This is a genomic window from Bradyrhizobium sp. YR681 (assembly GCF_000282615.1).
Taxonomy (GTDB): Bacteria; Pseudomonadota; Alphaproteobacteria; order Rhizobiales; family Xanthobacteraceae; genus Bradyrhizobium.
Map to the genome: position 1 here is coordinate 17991 of NZ_AKIY01000208.1, position 25984 is coordinate 43974.

22 protein-coding genes and 1 tRNA gene are annotated in these 25984 nt (G+C 64.4%); 11 read left to right on the forward strand and 12 right to left on the reverse strand.

What is annotated here, in order from left to right:
• Positions 1 to 91 precede the first annotated feature (91 nt).
• Both PMI42_RS20705 and PMI42_RS20710 read right to left on the reverse strand, forming a co-directional pair.
• Positions 92 to 403, reverse strand: coding sequence for a DUF1272 domain-containing protein (locus tag PMI42_RS20705; RefSeq protein ID WP_008137650.1), 312 nt, complete (start codon positions 401 to 403; stop codon positions 92 to 94).
• 72 nt (positions 404 to 475) lie between these two features.
• On the reverse strand, positions 476 to 955 hold the full coding sequence (locus PMI42_RS20710) for an Lrp/AsnC family transcriptional regulator (protein ID WP_008137652.1): 480 nt from the start codon (positions 953 to 955) through the stop codon (positions 476 to 478).
• A gap of 119 nt (positions 956 to 1074) precedes the next feature.
• Between PMI42_RS20710 and hppD the strand changes: the two genes are divergently transcribed.
• A complete protein-coding gene (gene hppD / locus PMI42_RS20715; protein WP_008137653.1) occupies positions 1075 to 2193 on the forward strand; it encodes a 4-hydroxyphenylpyruvate dioxygenase in 1119 nt (372 codons plus the stop codon).
• 122 nt (positions 2194 to 2315) lie between these two features.
• On the opposite strand, the gene PMI42_RS20720 is transcribed toward hppD, so the two are convergent.
• From PMI42_RS20720 to PMI42_RS20735, 4 genes are all read right to left on the reverse strand, one after another.
• A complete protein-coding gene (locus PMI42_RS20720) occupies positions 2316 to 3422 on the reverse strand; it encodes a CaiB/BaiF CoA transferase family protein (RefSeq protein ID WP_008137655.1) in 1107 nt (368 codons plus the stop codon).
• 194 nt (positions 3423 to 3616) lie between these two features.
• Positions 3617 to 4417, reverse strand: coding sequence for an FAD binding domain-containing protein (locus PMI42_RS20725; protein WP_008137657.1), 801 nt, complete (start codon positions 4415 to 4417; stop codon positions 3617 to 3619).
• A 12-nt stretch (positions 4418 to 4429) separates the two neighbouring features.
• Entirely contained in the window at positions 4430 to 6772 is a 2343-nt protein-coding gene (locus PMI42_RS20730; protein ID WP_008137658.1) for a xanthine dehydrogenase family protein molybdopterin-binding subunit, read from the reverse strand.
• An 84-nt stretch (positions 6773 to 6856) separates the two neighbouring features.
• The gene (locus PMI42_RS20735; RefSeq protein ID WP_008137659.1) at positions 6857 to 7342 is read right to left on the reverse strand and encodes a (2Fe-2S)-binding protein; all 486 of its coding nucleotides are present in this window, start codon (positions 7340 to 7342) and stop codon (positions 6857 to 6859) included.
• 242 nt (positions 7343 to 7584) lie between these two features.
• On the opposite strand from PMI42_RS20735, the gene PMI42_RS20740 reads away from it, so the two are divergent.
• Entirely contained in the window at positions 7585 to 9624 is a 2040-nt protein-coding gene (locus tag PMI42_RS20740; RefSeq protein ID WP_008137661.1) for a methyl-accepting chemotaxis protein, read from the forward strand.
• Between the two features lie 254 nt (positions 9625 to 9878).
• Positions 9879 to 11912: a methyl-accepting chemotaxis protein gene (locus tag PMI42_RS20745; RefSeq protein WP_008137663.1), complete on the forward strand. Its 2034-nt coding sequence runs from the start codon at positions 9879 to 9881 to the stop codon at positions 11910 to 11912.
• A gap of 3 nt (positions 11913 to 11915) precedes the next feature.
• Here PMI42_RS20745 and PMI42_RS20750 read toward each other — a convergent pair whose 3' ends face one another.
• Entirely contained in the window at positions 11916 to 12287 is a 372-nt protein-coding gene (locus PMI42_RS20750; RefSeq protein WP_008137664.1) for a DUF3175 domain-containing protein, read from the reverse strand.
• A 129-nt stretch (positions 12288 to 12416) separates the two neighbouring features.
• Here PMI42_RS20750 and PMI42_RS20755 point away from each other — a divergent pair, with 129 nt between their 5' ends.
• The 3 genes from PMI42_RS20755 (at position 12417) to PMI42_RS20765 (ending at position 16432) form a co-directional block, all read left to right on the forward strand.
• The gene (locus PMI42_RS20755) at positions 12417 to 13904 is read left to right on the forward strand and encodes an MFS transporter (RefSeq protein ID WP_008137666.1); all 1488 of its coding nucleotides are present in this window, start codon (positions 12417 to 12419) and stop codon (positions 13902 to 13904) included.
• A gap of 4 nt (positions 13905 to 13908) precedes the next feature.
• Entirely contained in the window at positions 13909 to 14730 is an 822-nt protein-coding gene (gene otsB, locus PMI42_RS20760; RefSeq protein ID WP_008137668.1) for a trehalose-phosphatase, read from the forward strand.
• A gap of 238 nt (positions 14731 to 14968) precedes the next feature.
• On the forward strand, positions 14969 to 16432 hold the full coding sequence (locus tag PMI42_RS20765; protein WP_008137670.1) for a trehalose-6-phosphate synthase: 1464 nt from the start codon (positions 14969 to 14971) through the stop codon (positions 16430 to 16432).
• Positions 16433 to 16606: 174 nt separating this feature from the next.
• On the opposite strand, the gene PMI42_RS20770 is transcribed toward PMI42_RS20765, so the two are convergent.
• On the reverse strand, positions 16607 to 16948 hold the full coding sequence (locus PMI42_RS20770; RefSeq protein ID WP_008137672.1) for a hypothetical protein: 342 nt from the start codon (positions 16946 to 16948) through the stop codon (positions 16607 to 16609).
• A gap of 197 nt (positions 16949 to 17145) precedes the next feature.
• Between PMI42_RS20770 and PMI42_RS20775 the strand changes: the two genes are divergently transcribed.
• Positions 17146 to 17235, forward strand: a tRNA-Ser gene (locus tag PMI42_RS20775).
• Positions 17236 to 17243: 8 nt separating this feature from the next.
• On the opposite strand, the gene PMI42_RS20780 is transcribed toward PMI42_RS20775, so the two are convergent.
• Positions 17244 to 17804, reverse strand: coding sequence for a TetR/AcrR family transcriptional regulator (locus PMI42_RS20780; protein WP_008137673.1), 561 nt, complete (start codon positions 17802 to 17804; stop codon positions 17244 to 17246).
• A 99-nt stretch (positions 17805 to 17903) separates the two neighbouring features.
• Between PMI42_RS20780 and PMI42_RS20785 the strand changes: the two genes are divergently transcribed.
• Positions 17904 to 19313, forward strand: a complete 1410-nt coding sequence (locus PMI42_RS20785) for an amidase (protein WP_008137674.1) — start codon at positions 17904 to 17906, stop codon at positions 19311 to 19313.
• Between the two features lie 56 nt (positions 19314 to 19369).
• On the opposite strand, the gene PMI42_RS20790 is transcribed toward PMI42_RS20785, so the two are convergent.
• Complete coding sequence (locus tag PMI42_RS20790; RefSeq protein WP_008137676.1) at positions 19370 to 20320, reverse strand: LysR family transcriptional regulator; 951 nt, start codon at positions 20318 to 20320, stop codon at positions 19370 to 19372.
• Positions 20321 to 20418: 98 nt separating this feature from the next.
• On the opposite strand from PMI42_RS20790, the gene PMI42_RS20795 reads away from it, so the two are divergent.
• Both PMI42_RS20795 and PMI42_RS20800 read left to right on the forward strand, forming a co-directional pair.
• On the forward strand, positions 20419 to 21600 hold the full coding sequence (locus tag PMI42_RS20795; RefSeq protein ID WP_008137677.1) for an MFS transporter: 1182 nt from the start codon (positions 20419 to 20421) through the stop codon (positions 21598 to 21600).
• 10 nt (positions 21601 to 21610) lie between these two features.
• Positions 21611 to 22645 carry an aldo/keto reductase gene (locus PMI42_RS20800; protein ID WP_008137678.1) on the forward strand — a complete coding sequence of 345 codons (1035 nt, stop codon included), beginning with the start codon at positions 21611 to 21613 and terminating at the stop codon, positions 22643 to 22645.
• Between the two features lie 7 nt (positions 22646 to 22652).
• Here the strand turns inward: PMI42_RS20800 and PMI42_RS20805 are convergent, their stop codons facing one another.
• Positions 22653 to 24263: an amidohydrolase family protein gene (locus tag PMI42_RS20805; RefSeq protein WP_008137680.1), complete on the reverse strand. Its 1611-nt coding sequence runs from the start codon at positions 24261 to 24263 to the stop codon at positions 22653 to 22655.
• Complete coding sequence (locus PMI42_RS20810) at positions 24260 to 25078, reverse strand: uracil-DNA glycosylase family protein (RefSeq protein WP_008137682.1); 819 nt, start codon at positions 25076 to 25078, stop codon at positions 24260 to 24262. The genes PMI42_RS20805 and PMI42_RS20810 overlap by 4 nt, the downstream gene beginning before the upstream one ends.
• A gap of 253 nt (positions 25079 to 25331) precedes the next feature.
• Here PMI42_RS20810 and PMI42_RS20815 point away from each other — a divergent pair.
• Positions 25332 to 25984: amidase family protein (locus PMI42_RS20815; protein ID WP_008137683.1), on the forward strand; the 653-nt coding region annotated here is incomplete at its 3' end.

Below are 25984 nucleotides of genomic sequence, written 5' to 3' on the forward strand. Positions count from 1 at the left end.
TGCGAGCGCAGCGAAGCAATCCAGAATCTTTCCACGGCGGCAGTCTGTATTGCTTCGTCGCAAGGGCTCCTCGCAATGACGTGGAGAGGGTTCACCGCTTCTCCGGCGGCATGTCGCGTATCCGCGCGCAATGCGCCGCGACATCTTCAACGCTGTACTTCAAATGCACCCGCTTATCGGACGGCGCCTGCTTGGTCGTGCACACCCCCGGCCGCCATTCCTGCGTCGGCCTGATCGGGCGCTGGGCAAAGCCGCCGCCGCAGTTTGGGCAGACGTTGGAGAGTTTCGTCTCCACGCACTCCGCGCAGAACGTGCATTCATAGGAGCAGATCCGCGCATCAATTGCATCGGGCGGCAGGTCGCGGTCGCAATATTCGCAGTTCGGTCGAAGCTGGAGGGCCATGGTTGAATCTCCACAGATTGGCCGATCATCGCAGACGGCGCGTGCCGCGCGAATGGCGTAGTTCCCTCGATTTCAGCCAGCCTTCAGATCCTTCAGCGGCAGCTTCGAGCTTTCCTTGAGACGGTCGAGCACGATCGAGGAGCGGACATGCGCCACGCTCTGGTGCGGCATCAGCACGTCGTTGACGAGGTTGGAAAGGCCCTTGAGGTCGCGCAGCACGGCCTTGAGCACGTAATCGGCGTCGCCCGTCAAAGAATAGGCTTCCTGGATCTCGTCGATCCGGTTGACCAGCGTGCGAAACCGCTTGGAATTATCAGGCGAGTGGGTCGCAAGTCCCACCTGGATGAACGCGATGACGCCGAAGCCGAGCGCTTCGCTGGAGAGGTCGGCGTGATAGCCCGATATCACCTTCTCCTCCTCCAGCCGCATCCGCCGCCGCGAGCATTGCGAGGCCGAGAGTCCCGCGAGATCGGCGAGCTCCTGGTTGGTGAGGCGGCCGTCGTCCTGAAGCGCGCCCAGAATCTTGAGGTCGAAGGCATCCACCGGAATCATGCGTGTTTTGTCCATTTCATGCACGGATCGTGCATATGATAGCCAAAAGCCGTCCCGTTTGCACGCTCCTTGCGCGCCCGATGAAGGATAGTTCTTTCAGCAGCAATTGGGAGAACACCATGGGTCCGTTTCCGCACGATGCTCCGCCGGCTACGATCAGCGCCGACAATCCGATGGGCACCGACGGGTTCGAGTTCGTCGAATATGCACACCCCAATCCGGCAGAGCTGCACGCGCTGTTCAAGCTGATGGGCTATGCGCCGGTCGCGCGCCACAGGACCAAGAAGATCACGGTTTATCGGCAGGGCGACATCAACTACCTCGTCAACGAAGAGCCCGGCACCCACGGCTACGAGTTCGTCGCCGCACACGGCCCCTGCGCGCCGTCGATGGCGTTCCGCGTCGTCGATGCGAAGGCAGCCTATGACCGCGCGATTTCGCTGGGCGCGGAGCCTGCGGAAGCCTCATCGGCGCAGAAGACGCTCGATGTGCCCGCGATCAAGGGTATCGGCGGCAGCCTGCTCTATTTCGTCGATCGCTACGGCGCCAAGGGCTCGGCCTATGATACCGAGTTCGAATGGCTCGATGCGCGCGATCCGCGCCCCGTCGGCGCCGGCCTGTTCTATCTCGACCATCTCACCCACAACGTCCATCGCGGCCGCATGGACGTGTGGACGGGCTTCTACCAAAAGCTTTTCAATTTCCGCCAGATCCGCTTCTTCGACATCGAGGGCCGTGCCTCGGGCCTGTTCTCGCGCGCGCTGACCAGCCCCGACGGCAAGATCCGGATTCCGATCAACGAGGATGCCGGCGATTCCGGCCAGATCGAGGAATATCTGAATATCTATCGCGGCGAAGGCATCCAGCACATCGCCTGCGGCTGCCGCGACATCTACGGCACCATCGAAGGCCTGCGCGAAGCCGGTCTGCCCTTCATGCCGGCGCCGCCCGCGACCTATTTCGAGCGCATCGATGCGCGCCTGCCCAGGCACGGCGAGGATCTTGCTCGCCTTCAGAAGAACGGCATCCTGATCGACGGCGAAGGCGTGGTCGACGGCGGCCAGACCAAGGTCCTGCTCCAGATCTTCTCGGCCAACGCGATCGGCCCGATCTTCTTCGAGTTCATCCAGCGCAAGGGCGATGACGGCTTTGGCGAGGGCAATTTCAAGGCCCTGTTCGAGTCGATCGAGGAGGATCAGATCCGGCGCGGGGTGTTGAAGGTGGACACGGCGGCGTAAACTCTAGGCCACGCTGCCGTAGGCGCAAGCGTGCCCACCGCTTCCGCCGTGATCGTGGAGAGATGGTGGGCACGGCGCTTCGCGCCTTTGCCCACCCTACGAGGTCTTCGCCGGGGCTGACTCTATCGCTTCCACGCGGCCGTCACCGCACCGATCTCGGCGCCTTCCGGCTCGCGCACCGCCGACGGTGTCCGCGAGAACCGCGGCGCCGGCCCGGGCTGCTTCACCCCGTGGCGTTCGACGAACACCTGTCGGGCGACCATGTGCGGATGCTCGGTCGCTTCCGACATGGTCAGCACCGGCGCAAAGCAGATGTCGGTGCCTTCCATGATCCTGCACCAGTCCTCGCGCGTCTTGCTCTTGAACACGGCCTTGAGCTTTTCCTTCAGCGCCGGCCAGGCCTTGGGGTTCATCTGTGCGTCGAAATCGGCATCGGTGAGGCCCGCATGCTCGCGCAGCAGCGCGTAGAATTGCGGCTCGATCGAGCCGATCGAGACAAAATGGCCGCAGGCGCATTCATAGACGCCGTAGAAATGCGCCCCGCCGTCGAGGAAGTTCTGGTTGCGGCCCTCGGTCCAGCGGCCGAGCGTGGTCATGTCGAAGAAGAACGACATCAGCGATGCCGCGCCATCGCACATCGCGGCGTCCACGACCTGCCCCTTGCCGGATTTTTGCGCTTCGAGAAGGGCGGCGAGCACACCGACGACGAGATAGAGCGCGCCGCCGCCGAAGTCGCCGACCAGGTTGAGCGGCGGCACCGGCGATTCCTTAGGTCCGATCGCGGCGAGCGCGCCGGTGATCGAGATGTAATTGATGTCGTGGCCGGCGGCGTTGGCGAGCGGGCCTTCCTGGCCCCAGCCGGTCATGCGGCCGTAGACGAGCTTTGGATTGCGCGCGAGCACGACATCGGGGCCGAGCCCGAGCCGCTCCATCACGCCGGGACGAAAGCCTTCGACCAGCGCATCGGCGCTGGCGAGCAGGTCGAGCACCTCTGCGATCGCCGCCTTGTTCTTGAGATCGAGCTCGATCACCTTGCGGCCGCGCCCGGCCACCGACTTCATGCTCTTCTTGGCACCGACACGATCGAGCGTGACGACGTCGGCGCCCATGTCGGCCAGCATCATGCAGGCGAACGGGCCGGGTCCGATGCCGGCGAATTCGACGATGCGGAAGCCCGAGAGCGGGCCGGAGGTGCGGACGGAGGCGGAGGGGGCTGATTTATCGAGCACGTTGTTGTTTCCTCGGGTCGCGGGCGGCGTGCCGGTGATCCGGCAAGCCCGGGACGTTCCTCTGTGGGCGAGTTAATTGGCTGATTAACTTTTCTCGCCTTCACGCCAGCGAGGCAAGCGCTTTTCATGCATGGGCGCATAATAAAAGCGGCGCGCATTTCTGCGCGCCGCGGAAAATTTGCGTTGAGTCGCTATCAGCCGGCCGCCGTCACCGCGCGTTGTGCCATCACCTTGATCAGATTGGCGCGGTACTCCGCCGTGCCGTGGATGTCGGCCAGCAGATTGCTTGCCGAGATGCTCACGCCGTCGATCGCTGCCGGCGACCAGTTCGCCTTCAGCGCCGCCTCGATGGCGGGCACGCGCATCACGCCGCTCTGCGATGCTCCGGTCGCGGCGACGCGGACCTCGCCGGACTTCGTCTTGGCGACGAAGACACCGGTCAGGGCGAAGCGCGAGGCCGGATGCCGCATTTTTTCGTAGCCCGCCTTTGCCGGGACAGGGAACGACACGGCGGTGATGATCTCGCCGTCTTCAAGTGCCGTGGTGAACAGGCCCTTGAAGAAATCATCCGCCGTAATCGACCGCTTGTTGGTTTTCACGGTGGCGCCGAGCGCGAGCAGCGCTGCCGGAAAGTCCGCGGCGGGATCGTTGTTGGCGATCGAGCCGCCGATCGTACCGCGATAGCGCACCGCGGGGTCGCCGAGCACCGAGGTGAGATAGGCAATCGCGGGGATCGCCTTCTTCACATCGGCATTCTGCATGATGTCGTAATAGATCGTGCCGGCCTTGATGGTCAGCACGTCGCCCGACAGTTCGACGCCCTGCAGCTCCTTGATCTTGCCGAGGTCGATCACGTCGGACGGGCTGGCGAGGCGCTGCTTCATGACCGGCAGCAAGGTCTGGCCGCCGGCGAGGAATTTCGCCTCGCTGCTTTTTCCGAACAGGCTGACGGCCTCGTCGACCGAGGAGGCGCGATGATAGGTGGTCTGGTACATGTCGTTCCTCCCTTAAGCCGCGTGGATCGTGCGCCACACCCGATCAGGGGTTGCGGGCATTTCCAGGTTGTTCTTGCCGATCGCATCCGTGATCGCGTTGATCACGGCCGCGGAGGCGCCGATCGCGCCAGCCTCACCGCAACCCTTGATGCCCAAGGGATTGCCCGGGCACAGCGTCGTGGTGTGGGAGAGGTTGAACGAGGGCACGTCATCGGCGCGCGGCATGGCGTAGTCCATGAACGAGGCCGTGACCGGCTGGCCGTTGGCGTCGTAGATCGCGTGCTCGAGCAGTGCCTGGCCGATGCCTTGCACGAGGCCGCCATGGACCTGACCTTCAACGATCATCGGGTTGATCAGCCGGCCGAAATCGTCGGCCGCCACGAAGTTGACGAACGACGTCTTGCCCGTACCAGGGTCGACCTCGAGCTCGCAGATATAAGTGCCGGCCGGGAAGGTGAAGTTGGTCGGGTCGTAGAAGGCGCTTTCCTTCAGGCCCGGCTCCATCCCGTCAGGCAGATTGTGCGCGGTGTAGGCCGCGAGCGCGACCATCGGGAAGGCGATGGCCTTGTCGGTGCCTGCCACCTTGAACTCGCCGTTCTCGATCACGATGTCGCCCTCGGAAGCTTCCAGAGCATGCGCCGCGATCTTCTTGGCCTTGGACTCCATCTTCTCCATCGCCTTCAGGATCGCGGTGAGGCCGACGGCCGCCGAGCGCGAGCCGTAGGTGCCCATGCCGAACTGCACCTTGTCGGTGTCGCCATGGACGATCGAGACCTGGCTGATCGGAACGCCGAGGCGCTCCGCGACGAGCTGGCAGAACGTCGTCTCGTGACCCTGGCCGTGGCTGTGCGAGCCCGTGAGAATCTCGATGGTACCGACCGGATTGACGCGCACTTCGGCCGATTCCCACAGACCGACGCCGGCGCCGAGGCTGCCGACCGCCTTCGACGGCGCGATGCCGCAGGCCTCGATGTAACAGGACACGCCGATGCCGCGCAGCTTGCCGTCGGCTTTCGCCTTGGCCTTGCGGCCGGCGAAGCCGGCATAGTCGATCGCCTTCATCGCCGCATCGAGCGAGGCATTAAAGTCGCCGGTGTCATAGGCCATGATCACGGGCGTCTGATGCGGGAACGTGGTGATGAAGTTGGTCCGGCGCAGTGCCGCCGGATCCACCTTGAGCTGCCGCGCCGCCGTCTCCATCAGACGTTCGATCAGGTAGCTGGCCTCGGGACGGCCCGCGCCGCGATAGGCATCCACCGGCGTCGTGTTGGTGTAGACGCCGACCACCTCGGCATGGATCGCCGGGATGTTGTACTGGCCCGACAGCAGCGTCGCGTACAAATAGGTCGGCACGGACGACGAGAACAGCGACATGTAGGCGCCGAAATTGGCGTAGGTCTTCACCTTCAACCCGGTGATCTTGTTGTTGGCGTCGAATGCCATCTCGGCATGGGTGACATGGTCGCGGCCATGCGCGTCGGTGAGGAAGGCCTCGGTGCGGTCGCCGGTCCATTTCACGGGACGGCCGACCTTCTTCGAGGCCCACAGCGCCACCATCTCCTCGGGATAGATGAAGATCTTCGAGCCGAACCCGCCGCCGACGTCGGGGGCGATCACGCGCAGCTTGTGCTCGGGTGCAATGTTGTAGAACGCGGACAGCACGAGGCGGGCGACGTGCGGGTTCTGCGACGTCGTATAGAGCGTGAAGTGCTCCTCCGCCGCGTCGTAGTCCGCGATCGCCGCGCGCGGCTCCATCGCGTTCGGGGCGAGGCGGTTGTTGGTGACGTCGAGCTTGACGACATTGGCGGCCTTGGCGAAGGCGGCATCCGTCGCGCCCTCGTCGCCGATCACCCAGTCATAGACCTGATTGCCGGGAGCTTCGGGGTGAAGCTGCGGCGCGCCTGATTTGATCGCCGCGTGAACATCGGCAACCGCCGGCAGCTCTTCATAGTCCACGACCACGGCCTCGGCCGCGTCGCGCGCCAGATTCTTGCTGTCGGCGATCACGACCGCGACGGCCTGACCGACGAAGCGCACCGTCTCCGGCGCCATCGCCGGCCATGCGCCCATCTTCATCGGGCTGCCGTCCTTGGAGGTGATGGCCCAGCCGCAGATGAGGTTGCCGACCTTGTCGTCGACGATCTGCTGTCCGGTGAGCACCGCGACCACACCCGGCATCTTCAGCGCCTCGGAGGAGTCGATCCCCTTCACCTTGGCATGCGCGTGCGGGCTTCTGACGAAATGGGCATGGGTCATGCCCTGCAATTTGATGTCGTCGACGTAGCGGCCCTTGCCGGTAATGAAACGCTTGTCTTCCTTGCGCACGACGCGCGCGCCGATGCCTTCAACACCCATGTCTGGTCCTCCCGACCGGAATTGTTTCGACTGCGCTTTCCCTCGAAAGCGGCAGCGGTGGTTCTTCTTTCGAGGCGAGCCGCTTTACTCGGCCGCCTGCGAGACCTTCATGCGGCCGGCCGCGTCCAGCACGGCTTTGACGATGTTGTGGTAGCCGGTGCAGCGGCAGATATTGCCTTCGAGCTCGTGGCGGACGGTGGTCTCGTCGAGCTGGTCACCATGGCGGTGCACGATGTCGATCGCCGACATGATCATGCCCGGGGTGCAATAGCCGCACTGCAGGCCGTGATTGTCGCGGAAGGCGGCCTGCATCGGGTGCAGCTCGTCGCCCTTGGCGATGCCTTCGATGGTGGTAACGCTGGCGCCGTCGGCCTGGCCGGCCAGCATGGTGCAGGATTTCACCGCCTTGCCGTCCATATGGACGACGCAGGCGCCGCACTGGCTGGTGTCGCACCCGACATGGGTTCCGGTGAGGTTGAGGTGATCGCGCAGCAGATGGACCAGCAGCGTGCGGTCCTCGACGTCGACAGCAACGGCCTTGCCGTTCACCGTCAGTTTGACTGTAGACACGGTTGAAGTCCTCCCGGGATCGATTTTGATTGTTTCTAATTAGAGACCGCGGCCCCCGGGCTTGGCAACTAGGATTTTGGTCGCCTCGGACCGATCCGGTCGGCCTATGGCCGATCAGGCCGGAAATTGCACAGGCCAGCCGAATTTACCGCCCCTTATTGATTCTGCCCTAGTTTTGCGCATCCGGGTTGGGAGGCGGGGCGCCTCCGGACCACGGCTGAAATGAAAAACGGGGGTTGGGAATGTCCGGGCGTGTCGCGTCGCCGTCTAAGCGCACCATATTTCCGACTCTCAGGTTCCGCGCCAAGATCGTCCTGGGGTTCGCCGCGGTGCTGGTCATCTCCGCCGGCAGCATGGCCTTCGCCTATTTCGGCTTCGAGCGGGTCTCGGCCGGGGTCGGGTCCTACCGCAGCAGCGTTTCGGAGGCCGACCTCGCCCGCAACATCGACCGCGAGCTGCTCGCCTACCGCTCGGCGGTCCGCTATTTCGTTGTCACCGGCAAGGAAGATGACGCCAAGGCGGCCCTGGACGCCGAGGCCAGCCTGAAGAGCGCGATCGACCAGGCCGTCAAGAGCGCCAAGAAGCCGGCCCGACAGGAAAGCCTCGGCAAGCTCGCCAAGGAATTCTCCAACTTCTCTGCGACCTTCGCGAAGGTCCTCCAGGCCAAGCGCGACAGCGCGCTGCTGGTGCAGAACCAGCTCATGCGCAACGCCAACCTCCTGAAATACAAGCTTGACGACATCGGCAACAACGCCTCCGATTCCGAGGCGCAGGCGATCGAGTTCGGCACCAAGCAGGTCAACGCCCAGTTCCAGACCGCCAGCTCTGCGGCGACCAATTTCGTGCTGACATCAGACCAGGCGATTGCGACCAGCGCGTTGGCGCGGCTGAAATTCGTCGAGAACTCGCTCGGCGCGGTCTATTCGATGGACGACAAGATCGTCGCCGGCCTGAAGGACGCCAAGGGGCTGCTGACGGCCTACCGCGAATCGCTAGAGAAGCTGATCGCCAACGCCAAGATGGTCGACGGGCTCGTCACCGAGATGACCGGCTATGCCGGCGCGATCCTCCAGGGCGCCACCGCCCTGAAGGCGGACCTCGTCGCCGAGCAGCAGCGGCTGGATTCCGAATCGGAAGCGACGATCGGGCAGACCGAGCAACTGGTGCTGATGCTGGCCGTCGGCGGTACCCTGCTGGGTGCGATCCTCGCCTTCCTGCTCGGCACCGGCATCTCGCGTCCGATGATCGCGATGTGCAAGGCGATGCGCGAGCTGGCGTCGGGCAATTTCGACGTCGTGCTGCCGGGCCTTGGCCGCAAGGACGAGATCGGCGAAATGGCCGGTGCGGTCGAGGAATTCAAGGTTCAGGCGGTGGCCAAGGCCGAGCGCGATGCCGCCGCCAGCGAAGTCCAGAACAGGGAGGCGAGTGCCGCCCGCCGTTCCGAGCTGATCCGCTTCGCCGATGAGTTCGAGAGCGCCGTCGGCGCCATCGTGTCCAACGTCTCGGCCTCGGCCGTGCAGCTCGAATCATCCGCGTCGACGCTGACGCGCACCGCCGAAACCACGCAGAGCCTGTCGAACCAGGTCGCCGGTGTCTCCGAGCAGGCCTCCAGCAACATGCAGTCGGTCGCGACCGCCACCGAAGAGCTCTCGGCTTCGGTCGAGGAGATTGGCCGTCAGGTCCGTGACTCCAGCCGCATTGCGGAGGCCGCCGTCGTTCAGGCCAAGGAAACCGACGGCCGCATCGGAAAACTCTCGCATGCCGCCCAGCAGATCGGCGAGGTGGTGAAACTGATCACGGCGATCGCCGAGCAGACCAATTTGCTGGCCCTCAACGCCACCATCGAGGCGGCGCGCGCCGGCGACGCCGGCCGCGGCTTTGCGGTGGTTGCAAGTGAAGTGAAGTCGCTGGCGAGCCAGACGGCGAAAGCCACCGACGAGATTTCCTCGCATATCGCAGGCATGCAGGGCGCGACAGCCGAGTCGGTCGCCGCGATCAAGGAGATCGGCGCCACCATCGGCCAGATCTCGTCGATCTCGACCTCGATCGCGAGCGCGGTGGAAGAGCAGGGCGCGGCCACCCAGGAGATCGCCCGCAGCGTTCAGACCGTCGCGCAGGGCACCCAGACCGCCGCCACCGATATCGGCCAGGTCAACCGCGGCGCCGCCGAGACCGGTTCTGCCTCGGAAGAGGTGCTGAACTCGGCAAAGACGCTGTCATCCGAAAGCACCCGTCTCCGCGCCGAACTAGACCGCTTCATGGCGAATATCCGGGCGGCATAAGGCTCGCTGCATCGGAAGTCCTCGCTGCCGCGCCAGCCTCCGCCTGTCCGGGACGACGCGCGGGGATCGGTGCCGGCACTCAATTTGTCATGGCGCGGGAAAGCCCGCTTTAACATTCCCGCGTCACCTAACCGCAAGTTGCGACGCCATAAATTTACTGTGGCTTATCCTTTGCCCCTTACCGTGCGGAGGAGTCGGGGAGCGGGCTGCTCCCGGGCTGCGCCTGGTTTTCCGCGAATGGAATGGGGTGGGGAATGCCCGTCAAGTCGAAGCCGAACACATCGAAGCTGCTCACCTTGCGTTTTCGTGCAAAAATCATCCTGGGCTTCGTGGCGGTGCTGGCCATCCTCGCCGTCAGCATGGCTTTCGCCTATTTCGGCTTCGAACGGATCCAGGCCGCCGTCGCCTCCTACCGGAGCAGCGTGGCGGAAGCGGATCTGGCGCGGACCGTTGACCGCGAGCTGATCGCCTATCAGGGGCTGGCGCGGGCCTATACGTTGACCGGGGCCACGGACGACGAGACAGCAGCCAAGGCCGCCGAAGAAAATCTGAAGGGCGCGATCGCCAAATCATCGGCGGCGACGACCGGCGCCGCGCGCCGCGAGCAGGTTGGCAAGCTCGAAGCCGAATTCCAGCGCTTCACCAAGGTGTTCGGTGAGATCATCACCCTCACGCGCGAGAACAACAAGATTGCGGCCGACGAGCTCAACAGCGTCGGCAACAAGATCCGCTTCAAGTTCGACGATCTCGCCGATACCGCGGCGCTGGCGGGCCTGAACTCGGTCCAGACCACGGCCAAGGACGTGACTTCGCAATATCTCGCGGTTTCCACCTCGGTCAGCGCCTTCGTCGCCAAGCCGGAGCCCAAGACCGCCGACGGCGTGATCGCCCGCATCAAGTTCCTGGAGACCCTGCTGGTCTCGATCTATGCCAACGACCAGAAGATCACCGACCGCGTCACCGAGATCGGCAATCTGCTGAAGCAGTACCGCACCTCGTTCTCGAAGCTGACCGAAAATGTGAAAATCATCGTCAAGTCGAATGGCGAGATGACCAAGACGGCGGCGTCCATCCTGAAGCTCTCGGGTGAGCTGCGCTCGGATCTGACCGCCGATCAGCAGCGCATCGAGACCAGCGCCAATGCGACGATCCTGGATACCGAACGGCTGATGCTGATGCTGGCGCTGGGCGGCCTTGCCGTTGGCGCCGCGCTCGCCTTGATGCTCGGTAACGGCATCTCGCGTCCGATGATCGCGATGTGCAAGGCGATGCGCGAGCTCGCCTCGGGCAATTTCGACGTCGTGCTGCCGGGCCTTGGCCGCAAGGACGAGATCGGCGAGATGGCCGGTGCGGTCGAGGAATTCAAGGTTCAGGCGGTGGCCAAGGCCGAGCGCGATGCCGCCGCCAGCGAAGCCCAGAACCGCGAGCAGGCGGCAAGCCGCCGTTCCGAGTTGATTCGCTTCGCCGACGATTTCGAAAGCGCGGTCGGCGCCATCGTGTCGAATGTCTCGGCTTCCGCCGTGCAGCTCGAATCGGCGGCGTCCACGCTGACCCGTACCGCCGAGACCACGCAGAGCCTGTCGAGCCAGGTCGCCGGCGTCTCCGAGCAGGCCTCCAGCAACATGCAGTCGGTCGCGACCGCGACCGAAGAGCTCTCGGCTTCGGTCGAGGAGATCGGCCGCCAGGTCCGCGATTCCAGCCGAATCGCAGAGAATGCCGTGGTGCAGGCCAAGGAAACCGACGGCCGCATCGGCAAACTCTCGCATGCCGCCCAGCAGATCGGCGAGGTCGTCAAGCTGATCACGGCGATCGCCGAGCAGACCAATTTGCTGGCGCTCAACGCCACCATCGAGGCGGCGCGCGCCGGTGAAGCCGGGCGCGGCTTCGCGGTCGTCGCCAGCGAAGTGAAGTCGCTGGCGAGCCAGACGGCGAAAGCGACGGACGAGATTTCCTCGCATATCGCAGGCATGCAGGGCGCGACGGCCGAGTCGGTTGCCGCGATCAAGGAGATCGGTGCCACCATCGGCCAGATCTCGTCGATCTCGACCTCGATCGCGAGCGCGGTGGAGCAGCAGGGCGCGGCGACCCAGGAGATCGCGCGCAGCGTTCAGACCGTCGCGCAGGGCACCCAGACCGCCGCCACCGACATCGGCCAAGTCAACCGCGGCGCTGCCGAGACCGGTTCTGCCTCGGAAGAGGTCCTGAACTCGGCCAAGACGCTGTCATCCGAAAGCACCCGCCTGCGCGCCGAGCTCGACCGCTTCATGGCGAATATCCGGGCGGCGTAAGAATCACTCCCGCCCGAACGCCCGCTTCAGCTCTATCTTCGCCCGTTCCAGCCGCGTGCGCTGCGTCTTCGGCAGCGTCTTGCCGGCACGGTTGATGTAGAAGGTCAGCATCGACAGCGCCGAGCGATAGGCGCCCGTCTTGCGCCGTGAGCTGTGTTCGGCCGAGCGCTTCAAGGAGGCCGCGATCTTCTTCGCGCTGGTCAGCTTGAAGACGCCTTGCTTGAGATCGAGTGAGTCGCTCTCCTCGGTCACCCGCTGTGACCAGCGTTCAGGCGAGGCGCGCTTGGTGATCTTGCGTGCGGCGGTGCTGCGCCTCGCGCTCGTCTTCCGCGCGCCAGCTTTGCGTGAATGTGTCTTCTTTCTGACATGAGCCATGCGTCAACTCCTTGCGGCTCCACCGGAAACGGCCGGTATTAGCCGCCGTTCCTATGGGAACCTGCCCTTGCCGCAGACGTTGTCGCAGGTGGCAGGCGGATTGCCGCACCCCCATGACCCAGCAACGCGATGGAACTGCAGCAAAGCCCCGTGCTGAATTATGCACCCGCGATCCCGGCGGTGGCCGCGACCGACCGCATCGTCGAGACCAGCATTCCCGCGCGTCTCGACGCATTGCCGTGGAGCGGCTTTCACACCCGCGTTGTGCTCGCGCTCGGCATCACCTGGATTCTCGACGGCCTCGAGGTGACGCTCGCCGGTGCGCTTTCGGGTGCGCTGAAGCAGAGCCCCTCGCTGCACTTCTCCAATCTCGATCTCGGCATCGCCAATTCCGCCTATCTCGCCGGTGCCGTGATCGGCGCGCTCGGCTTCGGCTGGCTCACCGACCGCATCGGCCGCAAGAAACTGTTCTTCATCACGCTTGCGCTCTATCTCTCCGCAACGGCCGCGACGGCGTTCTCCTGGAATGTCGCGAGCTACGCGCTGTTTCGCTTCCTCACCGGCGCCGGCATCGGCGGCGAATACACCGCGATCAACTCGACCATCCAGGAGCTGGTGCCGGCGCGCTATCGTGGCTGGACCGATCTCGTCATCAACGGCAGTTTCTGGATCGGCGCGGCGATGGGCGCGGTCGCGGCCATCGTGCTGCTCGATCCTGCGTTGATCGGTCCCGATCTCGGCTGGCGCCTTGCTTACCTCATCGGCGCGACCATCGGCCTCGTCGTGCTGTTGATGCGGATGTGGATTCCGGAAAGCCCGCGCTGGCTGATGATCCATGGCCGGCCGGACCAGGCCCACGCGATCGTCGACGAGATCGAACGTTCGGTGCTCGGACATGACCAGGATACGAGTGAGGGCCGCTTTACCAAGATCCGCCTGAAGATGCGTGATCACACGCCGATCAGGGAAGTCGTGCACACACTGTTCGTCACCTTTCGCCAGCGCGCGATGGTCGGCCTCGTGCTGATGGTTGCGCAGGCGTTCTTCTATAACGCCATCTTCTTCACCTTCGCGCTGGTGCTGACCGACTTCTACGGCATCAGCGCCGACCATGTCGGCTGGTATCTGCTGCCGTTCGCGGCCGGCAACTTCCTTGGCCCGCTGCTGCTCGGCCGCCTGTTCGATACGCTCGGCCGCCGCATCATGATCATGCTCACCTATGGCATCTCCGGCCTGCTGCTGGCGCTGTCGGGTTATCTGTTCTCGATCGGTGCGCTCAGCGCGCAGGGGCAGACGGTGGCCTGGATGGTGATCTTCTTCTTTGCCTCGCCCGCCGCGAGCGCGGCCTATCTCACCGTCAGCGAGACCTTTCCGCTCGAGGTTCGCGCGCTGGCGATCGCGGTGTTCTATGCGGTCGGCACCGGCATCGGCGGCGTGGCGGGACCCGCGCTGTTCGGCGTGCTGATCGATACGGGGTCGCGCACCAGCGTGTTTGCCGGCTATCTGCTGGGGGCATTCTTGATGATCGCTGCCGCGATCGTGGCGTGGCGTTACGCCGTCTCGGCGGAGCGCAAATCGCTCGAACAAGTCGCGCGGCCGCTTGCCTTTATGGAGTAGACTGATGAAATCGGAACTTGCTGAACTGGATCACAAGCGCCCCATGATCGACGATGAAGCGCCCGACGCGGTGCCTGTGCCGCACGCACTCGTCCCGCATCTCGGTGAAACCGCGATCCTGCTCGATATTGACGGCACGCTGCTCGACCTGATGCCGACGCCGCGCGAAGTGTGGGTGCCGCCGGGCCTCTCGGAGACGCTCAATCGACTGACGGAGCGTACATCCGGCGCGCTGGCGATGGTCAGCGGCCGTTCGCTCAACGACATCGATCTGATCTTTGCGCCCGACGTGTTTCGCGCGGTTGCCGGCCACGGCGCGGAGATGCGCCTGTCGGTGGGCAACGAGGCCGACGACGTGCATGCGCCGCCGATGGACAAGGAGCTGAAGCGGCGCCTGGCTGCGATCGCAAAGCTCTCGCCTGGCATTCTGCTCGAGGACAAGGGCTATTCGCTGGCGCTGCATTATCGCCTCGCGCCGCATGCGGAAAAGGCGATCTACGAGGCCGTCTCGTTGATCCGCGCCGATCTGCCCAACGCGCCGATCGAAATCCTGCCCGGCAAGTTCGTCTGCGAGATCAAGCATTCCGGCTTCACCAAGGCGACCGGTGTGCGCGAACTGATGAAGCACGAACCATTCAGGGGACGCCGTCCGATCTTCATCGGTGATGACGTCACCGATGAAACCGTGTTCGCGATCATGCCCGACATGAACGGGCTCTCGTTCTCCGTCGGCCGCCGCGCCATGGGCGTCAATGGCCACTTCGATGCACCGAGCGATGTGCGTGCGTTCCTTGCGCGTCTGCTCGACGACACAAGGTTGGAATAAGGCACCGACATCTCAGGGCCACATTATCGCTCGTGACGGTTCCGTGGCGCGCGCCATTCATGCTGCGCGTCCCCACCACAAATGCTGTCTTTGTTGAATGAAATCGCCGGGTTCCCTCTGAAGGAAACTGGTTCCAACGCGTGCGCCCGATTTTGGTTTCAATCCGAAGAAATGATGACAGGAACCATATTGATGAACATCAGTTAAACAGGGTGGAATGAACAGGAGGGGACGACCTGTGAACTTAGTCGTCGTTTCGAATCGAGTTGCACGCGGAAAACCCAACGAACCCATGACGGGTGGCTTGGCTGCGGCGTTGCTTCCCGTCGTCGAGAATTCGGGTGCCATCTGGGTGGGATCCTCCGGCCGCGTGCGTGACGGCCATCAGAAGGAGCCTTTCGCCGAGATCGAAGCGCTGGGCTCGGGCGCGATCGCGACGCTGGATCTGCCGGCGGCGCATTACGGCGGCTATTATGAAGGGTTTGCCAATTCGGCGTTGTGGCCGGCGCTGCATTCGCGCAGCGACCTGATCCGCGTCTCGCGCGACGATTACGTCAGCTATCGCGAGGTCAACGCCTTCATGGCGCGGGCCCTGATGCGTTTCCGCAAACCGCAGACTGCATTCTGGGTGCAGGATTATCATTTTCTCGCGCTCGGCGCGGAGCTGCGCGATCTCGGCGTCGACGATCCCATCGGCTTCTTCCTGCATACGCCGTGGCCCGTGGCCGCGGTGATGCAGGGCGTGCCCAATCATCGCGAGCTGGTCACGGCGATGCTGGCCTATGATCTGCTCGGCTTTCAGACCGACGAAGATTGCCTGAATTTTCTTGGCTACGCCGGCGGCGAGCTCGGCCTCACCATCGAGGACGGCGTCGTGGTCTCACAGCATGGTCGCACGCGCTGTGAAGTGTTTCCGATCGGTATCGATGCGGAGAAGTTCGCCGCATACGCTGCCAAATCGGTCTCGCATCCGGACGTGTCGCGGCTGCGCCGCAGCCTCAACGGTGAGCGGCTCGCGATCGGCGTCGACCGGCTCGACTATTCCAAGGGTCTCGTCAACCGCATCAGTGCGTTCGACCGGCTCTGGACCGAGCAGCCGCAGTTTGCGCGCAGCATCTCGCTGCTCCAGATCGCCAATCCCTCGCGCGGCGCCATCGAGGCCTATGGCAATCTCCAGAACGAGGTCGCGCGCCTCGTCACCGACGTCAACGGCCGCCACGGGGAAGTGGACTGGACGCCGATCCGCTATCTCAACAAGGGTTTCAGCCAGGCCGTGCTCGCGGGCCTCTACCGTACCGCGCAGGTCGGCGTGGTGACGCCGCTGCATGACGGCATGAACCTCGTTGCCAAGGAATATGTCGCCGCGCAAAACCCGGCCGATCCCGGCGTGCTGGTGCTGTCGAAATTTGCGGGTGCCGCCAACGAGCTCGACACGGCCTTGCTGGTCAATCCGCACGACATCGACGGCATGGCGCGTGCCATCGCAGTCGCAGCCGCGATGCCGCTCACCGAGCGCAAGATGCGCTGGGAGGCGATGATGAAGAAGCTGCGTGGCCATACCATCCAGCAATGGTCGGCCGATTTCGTCGCCGAGCTCGAAAAGTGCCGCGTCGAGAAGGCCGCCGTCGCGCCACTCGCAGCGCAGCCTCCGCAGGCGTTGCGCTGGCTGAAGTCGGCAATATCAGGTGTCCGGTTGATTTAGCGCGACACTCTTCCCCTCTCCCCTTGCGGGAGAGGGTGGATCGCCGCGCCAGCGGCGAGACGGGTGAGGGGTTGTCTCCACAAGTAAGTGTCTCGCAATTATATTCGCCGATAGAACCCCTCATCCGGCGCTTCGCGCCACCTTCTCCCGCAAGGGGAGAAGGAAGGGCGCACCTCAATAGCAATACGACACGCCATCCAGGATCGCGCACTGCCGCTTGTTCGGCGCATTGGGATCATCCATCGGCACCATGCCCTTGCCCTGGCCGACGAACACGCCGGGCCCGACATGCACCGAGCTCTTGTTGCCGATGATCACGCTTGGATGCGGGGTCGAGCTCGAGCGCGTCCCGTCCGGCCAGAGGATGGCATCACCCGAAAGCATTCCGCGCCGCCCGTCGTCGCAACTGACGTCCACCCCCTGCCGGGTGCAGACCTGCGCCAGGACCGGTACGGCAAAGGCGATGCCAAGGACCGAAATCAGGCCGAGCGCAGAGATGGTCTTGCGGATGGTCATGGCGTCCCTGGTCGCGTTGGATGGGTCTTAAGTGAATCGTCGCGCCAAACCCGCGTCCGGTTCAGCCCGCAGGCGGTTCCAAAGCTTCTGGAAACGCCGGATATTCCTTTGAAAATACAATATCTTACGGAAAATTCACCCGATTTCCCCGCGATCCCTTGCAAAATCATCGGCGCCCCTTCAAGAGAAGGCGCTCCGGAGAGATGGCCGAGTGGCTTAAGGCGCACGCTTGGAAAGCGTGTGTGCGGGAAACCGTACCGTGGGTTCGAATCCCACTCTCTCCGCCAGTGCGCTTTCAGGCCGGGATCAGGCCCGATCCGCGATAACTCTCGATCAGCGCATCGAACAGTTTGAGGTCTGCGCGGCTGCGCGCCATCAGTTGCGCGCCGGCGACGGCGGCGTAAATTGCACGAGCCCTCGTTTCGCGCTTGCTTGTCGGAACTGATGCCGCGGCGAGCATCCTGGTCAGCCACGCCACATTGACATCGGCGAACGCCAGCACCTCTGTCTTCACCGCGTCCGGCAGATCGTCGGATTCGGCTGCCATGAAGCTGCAGAGGCACATGCGATTGTCCTGCTCCAGCGATCGACGAAAAAGCCCTGGATAGGCCCGCAGCGCCTTTTTCGGATCGCTGTTCGCCGCGGAAAGAGCTTCGAGGCTCGCCGCCGCATCCTCCCAGTAGCGTCTCGCCACCGCTGCACCCAGCTCAGCCTTGCCGGGGAAGTGATGGTAGATGCTCGCGGCCTTGATGCCGACTTCGGCCCCGATGTCGCGGAAGTTCAGCCCGCCATAGCCGTGGGCCTGAGCCGTTCTGCGCGCCGCTGCCAGGATCGCTTCTCTCGCGTTTTCGCTCATCGTGATCACCTCATCGTGTCCCTACCAAATGACAGGTAGGGATTGAAGTCCACAAATGCGAGGGACATGTCGAGCCTACCAAATGACAGGTAGGATCACATGACCAATAACATCGTTCAAATGGACGCCACCCGCATCGCCCAGCTGATCGCTCAACGGGAGCTTTCGCCCGTCGAGGTCATGCAGGTGCATCTCGATCGCATCGCGGCGGTCAATCCCCAGCTCAACGCGATCGTGACGCTGGCTGACGGCGCGATGGAAGACGCCAGGAAGGCCGAAGCGGCGGTGATGTCGGGCACCCAGCTTGGCCCTCTCCACGGCGTTCCCTTCACGGTCAAGGATGGGATCGATACGGCGGGCGTGCTGACGCAGCGCGGCTCGCCGATTTTCAGGGGGCGTGTGCCCGATACCGATGCCACCGTCGTGGCCAGGCTGAAGGCCGCCGGCGCGATCCTCATCGCAAAGACGAATCCTCCGGAATTTTCCTACTCGATCGAGACCGACAATTTCCTGACCGGCCGGACCAACAACCCCTGGAATCTCGACTACACGCCGGGCGGATCGAGCGGTGGTGAATCCGCCGCCATCGCCGCGGGCATGTCACCGCTCGGCGTGGGCAGCGATCTCTCGATCTCTTTGCGCGGCCCGGCAGCGCATACCGGCATCGTTGGATTCAAGGCCACGCACGGTCGAATGCCGATGACAGGCCACTGGCCGCGGGTGCCGCGCCGCTTCTGGCACATCGGTCCGATGGCCCGTTCGGTTCGCGACGTAGCGCTCGCCTATTCCTTGATGGCAGGACCCGATGGTGCCGACGGCTTCTCGATCAGTTCGCCCGGATTCGATACCGGCGTAGGCACGAAATCGACCCGTCAGGTTCGGGTAGGCTGGCTGGCTTCACCGGGCATCTTTGGACCAGTCGATCCGGAGGTGGTCGCGACGGTGAACGAAGCGGCCCATGCGCTGAGGAATGCCGGTTGCCACGTCGAGCAGGTCCGGTTGCCCGTGCTGGAGCAGACCGATGCCAACAGCGTCCTCTGGCAGCTCCAGCAGATGGAAAGCCGGCGCGAGTTTGAGGAGGTCACTGCCGGCCACGAGGCCGAGATCTTCAGGCATGCCAAGCTCGTCCTTGATACGCCAGACACGCCGATCGCCGATTTCGTCGCCGCCGAGCAGGCAATAGAGCGCCTTCGCGACAGCTTCGCCGAATACTTCCAGCGCTACGACGCACTGCTCTGTCCGGTGACCCCGTTCCCGGCCACGAAGCACGGTCTCAAGGACCTCGTCGTCGATGGCGTGACGGTTTCACCGTTCCACGTGATGAGCGCGACATCGCCGTTCAGCCTGACGGGAATGCCTGCTCTCTCAATGCGGTTTGGAACGAGCCGTGACGGCCTTCCGATCGGCGTGCAAATCGTCTCCTCCTGGCTGGCGGAATCGACGGTGCTCAACGTCGCCTCGCTCCTCGAAGAGATGAGCCCCGTCCTTAACCTTCACCCAACCCTCTAACGACGAAGGGGCAGGATCTTCCTGCCCCTTCGGTAGGAGCGTCGAATTCGTCGTCCCTAAGCCAGCCTCCACTTCCCGTCCCCTGCGCGCTTCAGCGCGGGATCGCTCACCTGCACATGCTCGGCGAGAAAATCGATGAACGCACGCACGCGTGCGGGCAGGGGCGCGGTGTGGCCGACATAGACGGCATGGATGTCCTCGCGGTCGCCGGGGTTGTAGCTTTGCAGCACGGGCACGAGGCGGCCGGCTTCGATGTCGGGGCCGATGTGGAAGAGGGCGAGGCGGGCAAGGCCAACGCCGCCGAGTGCGAGGCGGCGGGCGGCTTCGCCGTCACTGGCGCGGGCGGCTGGTGGTGGCACGGCCTCTTCGGTGCGGTCGCCGCGCTTGAAGGGCCAACCGCGGATCGAGCGCGGAAAGGTCCAACCGATGCCGCGGTGATCTGCAAGATCCGCCGGCGCCTTCGGTGTACCGAAGCGTGCGAGATAGTTCGGCGCGCCGACCACGACCATGCGGCTGGTCCCGAGCTTTCGTGCGACCAGGCGTGAGGCCCGCAGCGGGCCGACGCGGATGGCGACGTCGGCGCGCTCCTGCATCAGGTCGATCAGCGTGTCGGTCAGCACGAGATCGAGCGTGACGTCGGGGTGCTCTTCCAGGAAGCGCGGGATCAGCGGCATCACATGCAGCATGCCGAAGGGGATGTTGCTGTTCACCGCCAGGCGGCCGCGTGGCGCCGCGCCCGAGGCCGCCTCGCGCTCGGCCTCCTCCATCTCGGCGAGGATGCGCACCGCGCGCTGGTAGAAGGCCTGGCCTTCCTCCGTCAGCGTCAGCTTGCGCGTGGTGCGGGTAATCAGCCGCGAGCCGAGCCTGGCCTCCAGCCGTGAGATCAGCTTGCTGACGCCCGACGGGGTCAGGCGCAGTTTTCGCGCCGCCTGGGTGAAGCCGCCCAAGTCGACGACGCGGACAAAGACCTCCATCTCGGCGGAGCGATTGGTGTCGAAGCGGGCCATATTGAATTCACGTCACAAATGATTGGATTGCGGACATTCTAATGGTTTTGCCGAGCTGCGGCTATCTGCGTGATCAGTCTCATCCATCGGAGCCACGCATGCCTCCCGCCGTCTTCGCGCTCACCGCCGGTGCCTTCGGCATCGGCACCACCGAATTCATCATCATGGGCCTGCTGCTCCAGGTCGCTGCCGACATGCATGTCTCCGTGCCGGTCGCGGGACTGCTCATCTCCGGCTATGCGCTCGGCGTTTTCGTCGGTGCGCCGCTATTGACCTTGGCGACGCGACGGATGCCGCGCAAAACCGTGCTGCTGGCGCTGATGGCGATCTTCACGCTCGGCAATGCCGCCTGTGCGCTGGCACCCAACTACGAATTGCTGATGGCCGCGCGGGTGCTGACCTCGCTCGCCCACGGCACGTTCTTCGGCGTCGGCTCGGTGGTGGCCACCAGCCTCGTCGCCGAGGACAAGCGGGCCTCGGCGATATCCACCATGTTCATCGGCCTGACGGTCGCAACGCTGCTGGGCGTGCCCTTCGGCGCCTGGTTCGGCCTGATGCTCGGCTGGCGCGCGGCGTTCTGGGCGGTGACGGTCATCGGTGTGGTGGCCTTTGCCGTGGTGGCCACGTTCGTGCCCGGCCATGTCGGCAACGGCGACAAGCCGATCTCGCTTGCCGAGGAGGTCGCGGTGCTCGGCCGTCCGCAAGTGCTGCTCGGCCTTGCCATGACCGTGTTCGGCTTTGCGGGCCTGTTCGTCGTCTTCACCTATATCCAGCCGATCCTGACCCGCTTCACCGGCTTTTCGGAAGAAGCGGTCTCACCGATCCTGCTGGTGTTCGGTGCGGGCCTCGCGATCGGCAATGTTGCCGGCGGCAAGCTCGCCGATCGCGGCCTCGGGCGCGCCCTGATCGGCACGCTTGCCGCGCTCGCGATCGTGTTGCTTGGTCTCGCCGCGGTGCTGTCGGTCAAGCTTCTCTCCGTCGCGCTGATTCTGCTGCTCGGCATCGCAGCCTTTGCAACCGTTGCGCCGCTTCAACTGCGCGTTCTGGAAGCCGCCGGCCCCAGCGGCCGCACGCTCGCCTCCAGCCTCAACATCGCCGCGTTCAACCTTGGCAACGCGCTGGGCGCATGGGCTGGCGGCGTCACCATCGATCGCGGGCTCGGCCTTGCCATGCTGCCGCTGGTTGCCGCCGGTATTACGGCGATCGGCCTTGTGCTGGCGCTGTGGAGCCTCCGGCTCGATCGCACGACGGTGGCCGTCGCAGCGTGTCCGGCGGAATAGGAGAGCGATCATGGACTACCGCAATCTCGGCGCCTCCGGCCTCAAGGTCCCCGTCCTCAGCTTCGGCACCGGCACCTTCGGCGGACAGGGCCCGCTGTTCTCCGCCTGGGGCCGCAGCGGCGCCGAGGAAGCGCGCAGGCTGGTGGACATCTGCCTCGATGCCGGCGTCAATTTGTTCGACAGCGCCGATGTCTACTCCAACGGCGCCTCCGAACAGATCCTCGGCGCCGCGATCAAGGGCCGGCGCGACAAGGTGCTGATCTCGACCAAGATGAGCCTGCCGATGGGCGACGGCCCGCTCGACGCCGGCTCGTCGCGGCAGCGGCTGCTGATCTCGGTCGATGCGGCGCTGCGACGGCTCGGCACGGATTATCTCGATCTGCTTCAGCTCCACGCCTTCGATGCGTTCACGCCGATCGAGGAGGTGCTGTCGACCCTCGATACGCTCGTGCGCGCCGGCAAGCTGCGCTATGTCGGCGTCTCCAATTTCGCAGGCTGGCAACTGATGAAGTCGCTCGCCATCGCGGACCGCCACGGCTGGCCGCGTTATGTCGCGCACCAGGTCTATTACTCGCTGCTCGGCCGTGACTATGAGTGGGAGCTGATGCCGCTCGCGCACGACCAGGGAGTCGGCGCGCTGGTCTGGAGCCCGCTCGGCTGGGGCCGGTTGACCGGAAAGATCCGGCGCGGCCAGCCGCTGCCGGAAGCGAGTCGCCTGCACGCCACCGCGCAGTTCGGCCCGCCGGTGGATGAGCAGCGGCTTTACGCCGTGGTTGACGTGCTGGATGTGATTGCCGCCGAGACCGGCCGCACCGTGCCGCAGGTCGCGATCGCCTGGCTGCTGGCGCGCCCCACCGTCTCATCCGTGATCATCGGCGCCCGCGACGAGGCCCAGTTGCGCGACAATCTCGGAGCGGTCGGCTGGTCGCTGAGCGCGGACCAGATCAAGCGCCTCGACGCGGTCAGCGCCGTGATTCCGCCCTATCCCTATTACCCCTATCGCATCCAGGAGGGCTTCGCGCGGCTCAATCCGCCGCTGGTGTGACGGACACCTAATAAAAGGCGGCGATGGCGGCGCCTATTCCCTGGGGAAGGTTGGGTTCGCTCCTCAGCGTGTCCAGGAAGACGGGATCGCCTGCCACGGTGAGGCCATCCAGCTTGATCGGATGCAGCGGCTCGGCGGCCGCTGCGACCGCCGTCAGATCGGGGCCGGTCCGGACGCCGTTATATTCCAGTCGCGGGCGCAATTGGACATTGTTGCCGAACTGCTCATCAAGCGCGAGGCGCCATCCGGTTCGCGACACCGTTCCGCTGGCGATCGCCGCCGACATCGCGATGCTATGCGGCTGCAACGTGCCGAGATTGCCGAGCGCGGCGCGCAAGCGGGTCGTCGCCTCCGCCAGCGTGATCTTCTCGATCCCCGGATCCTGCTCGGGCGAGGTGAAGTCGATCACCCGTGCGCTGCTGCCGATCTTGAGCGCTTCGCCGCTTCCGCCCGCCTTTTGCATGATCGTCTTCGTCCCATAGCGCGGTCGTCCGCCGATGGTGACCAGCGCGATGTCCTGCTCGCGCGATTTGATCAGATGGCCGTAGGGATCGCCAGTGACGCCCTTCACGACCAGAAGATCGGCGAACTTGCCCTTGGCGATCGTCCCCAGCTTCGCCTCCCATTTGAGGATCGCGGCCGGGTTGCGCGTGGCCATCGCGACGATGTCATAGTCGCTGAAGCCGAGATTGAAATGTGCGGACACGACCTTTGCCGCCTTCAACTCGCCGAGCAGGTTCTTGCTGCCGGACGGCGACCAGTCCGAGCCGAGCGCAATGGTGAGGCCGGCCGTTCGCGCAGACGCGACGTCAGTCGTTTTTCCATAGAGCAGCAGATTGCTCAGCGGCGACCAGACGACCTTGGCATGATTTTCAGCCATCGTTCCGAAGTCGGTCGCGTCGAGCGCCGTGCAATGAATGCCGGCAAGCGAAGGTTCGATCGCCCAATCTCCTTCCGGATTGCGCAAGGCGAGGAAGTGGCTATGCGCCTTGGTGTCGATGCCTTCGCTCAAGTGCAGCAGAAAGCACGACGACGATTTCAGCTCCTTGTCGAACTTCGCCCAGTCCTTGGCATCGATATCGGGAATCTTCGAGTGGGCCCGGGGAAGATCGGGCGGGCTGCCGATCTCGGCGGCGCGCAGCGCGCCCTTGTAGTATCTGTGGATCGTGCCGCTCCAGTTCGACAGCGTGATGCCCTGGCTCGTCGTGGTGCCCGCGACCATGCATTTGGCCTCGACATAGCGGACCAGGGCCGGCAGCAGCGAGCCGTCGTCCGCAAGGGCGATCGCGCTCATCGGACCGGTCACGGACGTCTTGTAGGATTTGGCGTTCTGCCACTGGTCGCGATTGCCGTAGAGCTGCGGCACCTGCCAGAGCGGCAATATGTTGTAGCTGAGGTGGTTATGCAGCTCGATCAGGCCGGGATAGATGGTGCCGCCGGTCGCGACTGGAGCGACGGCCTCGAAGCCCGCCGGGGCCGGCTGTCCCTTGGGCACGATCGCGGCGATGCTGTTATCCTCGATGAAGATCGTCCCGCTCTTGATGACGTCGCCCTCGGCCGCCATCGTCACGATCCGCCCGGTCAGGGCCCATCGCTTCGGGCTTGCGGCCGGGCTCATGGGATCACTCCGTCGGGAATGGTGATCGTGATGGTGCGCCGCTTGGCGGCCGCGTCCGCGCCCTGGCGCGCGGCCCATGGCGTATCTCCGCGCATCCAGGCCGGCAATCCCGCGGGAAGATCCTTTGCGATGATGTCGAAGAGCTCGGTTGGCTTGAAGGCGTCGCCATACGGCACGAGCGTCGTTGGCACGTCCGGATGCTGGATGTGTGGAGCGAGAACCGCGAGCGCGGCATTCCACTTGGTCAGCATGATCTTGGTATTCGCGGCTCGCGTCGCATTGTCGTGGGCCGAGCTTTCCGGCCAGGTCGGATGCGTGATGTGCTGATAGGCGAGAGTCTTGTAGGCCGCGCCGTCGGCGGTCTTCAGCCAGGCCTTCCATGCCTCGTCCGCGAGGCCGCCAAGCGAGACGACCGCCTCGATGTTGCCGGAGCCGAGCAGGGCCTTGAACCATTTGTTCCTGTAATCGACGATGCCGGGCTCGTTCTTGTGCTTGGAGCCGCCGCTCTGCCCGTAGACGCTGTAGAGGAAGGTGTTCACCATCACATAGCTCTGCGTGATGCCGAGCTTGGCCAGGAAACCTTGCGTCCGTCGGCCTGCGGTGCCGACCAGGATGCGGCGCAGGATGGTCTCATGCTGGGCGGGATCCTGACCGACGACGAGCACGCGCGCCGATCCGTCGAGCCGGCCGCGATGAAAGATCGGCCCCCATTCAATGCGGAAATCATGGGGATCGTAGGCTTCGGGGCCCGGATAGTTGGCGCACAGATCGCGGAAGGGTTGTTCGCCGTAGCCGGCGTCGAATTCTGTGAGCATGGAAAATGCTCCAATCTGCCGATGTCAAAATGGCAGCGTCAAAAAAAGCCTGATCGCGGTGGCGCAATCTTGGCGGTGGCTTGTTCAACTATTCAACCAGCATATGGGTCAGGAGAGCGTGGCCAAAGGTTCATGCGCGTCTCTCGCGCCGGCCCGTGGCAGAGCGTCGCGGCGACGCGCCATGCAGAAACGCACCTGTACACGCTCGCGTGACCTCCATAACCTCAGTTGCGCAATTTTTTGGAGATGCGACGTGGCGAAGAAGACGGCGAGCAAGAAGAAAAGTGCTGCAAGGAAAGTGACGAAGACCTCCAGCAAGACGAGTACCGCCCGCAAGGGCGCCGTTGCGAAGGCCGCGAAGAAGGCAGCCAAGAAGCCGGTCAAGACATCCGCGCCGCGCCGTCCGAAGGGGCATGCCTGGCAGTGGTCGGCAGTCGAGACCGCCGCCGCGATCCGCAATGGCGCGATCTCCGCCGTTGAGACCGTCGAGGCGCATCTCGAACGGATGCGCGCCGTCAATCCGAAGCTGAACGCGGTTGTCGTCGATCTCAGCGAGGAAGCGCTGAAGGCCGCACATGCGGCCGACAAGCAGCGCGCCAAGGGCGGCGCGCTCGGCCTGCTGCACGGCGTGCCCATCACCATCAAGGAGAACGTCGACTACGAGGGCCGGCCGAATTTCAACGGCGTGCCCGCCAACAAGGATTATATCGCGCCGTCGGATGCACCTGTCGTCCGCAACCTGAAGAAATCAGGTGCCATCGTCATCGGTCTCACCAACACGCCGGAATTCTCCTTCCGTGGCTTCACCGACAACCCGCTGCACGGGCTGACGCTCAATCCCTGGGACCCCGATATCACCTGCGGCGGCTCCTCGGGCGGCGCGGGTTCGGCGGTCGCCGCCGGCAT